The organism is Prauserella aidingensis (assembly GCF_024171865.1).
In the GTDB taxonomy this organism is placed as follows: domain Bacteria; phylum Actinomycetota; class Actinomycetes; order Mycobacteriales; family Pseudonocardiaceae; genus Prauserella; species Prauserella aidingensis.
This window is the reverse complement of sequence record NZ_JAMTCN010000067.1, coordinates 1-2,088: the sequence shown is the minus strand read 5'-3', so window position 1 is coordinate 2,088 and position 2,088 is coordinate 1. Positions and strand designations below refer to the sequence as shown.

The 2,088-nt window shown below is 72.1% G+C and carries 4 protein-coding genes; 2 read left to right on the top strand and 2 right to left on the bottom strand.

Annotated elements, in window-relative coordinates:
• A partial coding sequence (locus LY13_RS25415; RefSeq protein WP_253831092.1) for a tyrosine-type recombinase/integrase occupies positions 1-784 on the bottom strand: 784 nt, incomplete at its 3' end.
• A gap of 136 nt (positions 785-920) precedes the next feature.
• Between LY13_RS25415 and LY13_RS25410 the strand changes: the two genes are divergently transcribed.
• A complete protein-coding gene (locus LY13_RS25410) occupies positions 921-1,151 on the top strand; it encodes a hypothetical protein (RefSeq protein WP_253831091.1) in 231 nt (76 codons plus the stop codon).
• A gap of 88 nt (positions 1,152-1,239) precedes the next feature.
• Here LY13_RS25410 and LY13_RS25405 read toward each other — a convergent pair whose 3' ends face one another.
• Positions 1,240-1,536, bottom strand: a complete 297-nt coding sequence (locus tag LY13_RS25405; RefSeq protein WP_253831090.1) for a hypothetical protein — start codon at positions 1,534-1,536, stop codon at positions 1,240-1,242.
• Between the two features lie 126 nt (positions 1,537-1,662).
• Here LY13_RS25405 and LY13_RS25400 point away from each other — a divergent pair.
• Positions 1,663-2,088 (top strand): ParA family protein (locus tag LY13_RS25400; protein WP_253831089.1); only part of this gene is annotated, 426 nt, incomplete at its 3' end.

The following is a 2,088-nucleotide window of genomic DNA, read 5'->3' as shown; positions in this document are numbered from 1 at the left end:
CCCGGTCACCGAGACCGGCAATCAACCGGCCCACGCCATCGTCGCCGAGGCGGCCGCGTTCGCCCACGACCAGCGGAGCCACCTCGACCTCGTCGGCCGCGTGGCCGGCCTCGCGCACCTGCGCCACCCGCGCCGCCCGATGTTCGGCCAGCCACGGCCGCAGCAGCGGCGGCACCGGCACGCGCCGCAGCGAGCGCCCTTTGCCGTGGCGGACGGTGACCGCGCCGCCCTGGCCGCTGAGGACGACGTCGCCGACATCCAGGCCCACCAGCTCACTCCGGCGGAGCCCGCAGTAGCGCAGCACGCCGAACACGGCCCGTTCGCGCGACGTGGCGGCGGTGCCGACGTAGCGGTCCAGACGCCGCCGCTCCGCGGTGTCCAGGGCCCGTCGTTGCGGGGTGATCTCGTGTCGCACGACGTCGACCCGCAGCCCGCGCCAGGCATAGAACGCGGCGACGGCCGTGCCGTGCGCGTTGATCGTGCTCGCCGCCCGGCGAGCGACCGTGCGCTGCCACCCCTCGTAGGCCAGCACCGCCGCCTGCGCGGCACCCTCGTCGACGAGCGGGTCGCCGGCCACGCCGTCGAGGTCGACCGAGTCCAGCCACCGCAGGTAGGCCCGCACCCGCTGCGGATACGCCTCCCGCGTCAGCTGCGACATCCGCGGGTTGCTCGCCAAGTACTGGGCGAACTCGGCGACGAGTGCCGCCAGACGTTCCGGGAGCGCTCCGCTCGCGTCATCACGCAAAATATGCCGCCAATCCCCGTCCGGGTCGTGCCTGGTCACCCACTGCCGACCGCGTGAATATGCCGCCAATCGTAGCACGACTCGCGGCATATTCACAAATATGCCGCGAGTTCCTACGGGCGGTGGCGGGGGCGACGGACGACCAGACCAGCACCGGCGACGTATGCTGCCGGGCATGAGTCAGCCGGACCTGTCCCGCCGCGTCGACCGCACCGAGGACGACCTGACCGCGGTCGCCGACACCGTGGTCGAGATCAAGGAGGCGGTCGACGGGCACACCCGCGAACTCGGCGAGATCCGGCAGGAGCAGGAACGCCAGGCGGGCACGCTGTCCGAGCACGGCGACCAGCTCACCAGCATCCAGCAGACGCTCGCGACCATCCTGCAGCGGCTCGACCAGCGGTGAATCTCCCCTGGCCGCGCTACCGCCCGATCTGAGTCGAGCGGCTCGCCGGCCGACCCGCGGCAGCGTCGGCACTCGCCCGCGGGCAGGGTCAGTCGAACGGCTCAAGCATGGGAACGCCGCCGTCGCTGACAGCCACCACACCGGCCTCGCCGCGGCCGCGGACCTCCGCGATGTACCCGATCAGGGTCCGCGCGGGCCTCTCGGTCTCCGGGAGAACCGTGCACACGACATGTTCAGTGGGGCCGAGATCCCAACCCCGCCCACCACCTTCGCCGCCGGTCGGGACGCCGAGGCACACCACTAGGCGCCTCTTCTCGACGTGCACGGACACGATCGCGTCCGTGCGAACGAGCCCGGATCTCGTTTCCAGCCACACCTCACTCATGCGGCGCACCGTACTGAGCGGGGACGACAGCCACGGTGCGGCGCGCGTCGCCGCCGGCTACCGCCGCCACACCGGCCTATGGTCTGTGAGTCACAGATTCACAGACTCACAGGCCGGGAGGCCCGAATGCGCGTTGCCATCGGGAACCACAAGGGCGGGTCGGGAAAGACGGCGAGCACGGTCAACCTGGCCGCGGCGCTGGCCGAGGCCGGCCACCGCGTGCTGGTCGTCGACCTCGACCCGCAGGCGAACGCCACGAGGCGATTGGGGCTGCGGTTCGACCCGAATAACCCGCTGCTGACCGTGGCCGAGGTCGTCGAAGCCTCACGCCCGGGCGTGCACGGCGCCGCCGCGGAGGCGATCGTGCCCGCCGCATGGCCCGAGCCCTACCGCGGCCGCGTGGATCTCATGCCAAGTCGGTTCGACCTCGAGAACCGGATCTCCGAGGCCGCGACAGTGGGCGCGGTCGGACGCCTCCGGCGTGCGCTCGACGTCGTCGACACCGACCACACCGTGACCCTCATCGACTGCCCACCCTCGCTCGGCCACCTC